This is a genomic window from Novosphingobium aureum (assembly GCF_015865035.1).
GTDB classification, from domain to species: domain Bacteria; phylum Pseudomonadota; class Alphaproteobacteria; order Sphingomonadales; family Sphingomonadaceae; genus Novosphingobium; species Novosphingobium aureum.
Genome location: NZ_JADZGI010000022.1, coordinates 1 through 615 on the forward strand (window position 1 = coordinate 1; position 615 = coordinate 615).

The 615-nt window shown below is 46.7% G+C and carries 2 tRNA genes; both read right to left on the reverse strand.

Features of this window, described 5'->3' with window-relative positions:
- Positions 1-240 precede the first annotated feature (240 nt).
- Positions 241-324: transfer RNA gene (locus tag I5E68_RS20485), tRNA-Ser, on the reverse strand.
- A 50-nt stretch (positions 325-374) separates the two neighbouring features.
- Positions 375-446 (reverse strand) — tRNA-Met (locus I5E68_RS20490).
- Between the last annotated feature and the right edge of the window lie 169 nt (positions 447-615).

The following is a 615-nucleotide window of genomic DNA, read 5'->3' on the forward strand; positions in this document are numbered from 1 at the left end:
CAGGTGTGCTGGGGTGTACACCGCTTCTGGAGAGGGGGGGCAGAAGATAGGATCCATAATGACTCCTATTCTAAATAAATTGTTTGCTTATAAGCCATTGTGGAGGAAAAACACCCAGAACAAGGCTATAGCACACGGCCGTACGTCGCCTCCAATGTACGGCAGACCAGGGGAAAGGAGCGCAAAGAACAATTTCATCTTATTAATGAGATTGGGTGGTTAATAACCCTAATAATTGTACGGGAACTCTGAGAGTCGAACTCAGGACTTTTTTGAAGTACTCGTTTTCAAGACGAGCGCAATAAACCACTCTGCCAAGTGCCCTAAATCGTGTTGATTTTTACACACCGGTCCAGAGGCCGGAAATACACTAATAAGGACGAAGGGAATCGAACCCTTATATTATTTGTTATGAGCAAACTTCATTACCATTATGATACAGCCTTACCATTATAGCTTTTCGCTCGGTAGGTTTTCCAGAGGCCCGGCCCTTGCGCTTGTCTTATTAGCCTCTTGTCTGCACACCGTAGGAAAAACTCTTCCGAGATTACGCCGGGGCCCTTGCCGCAGGGGGTATAGCACGCCTTTCCTGTACAGAATTTACCCGCTTGAAGG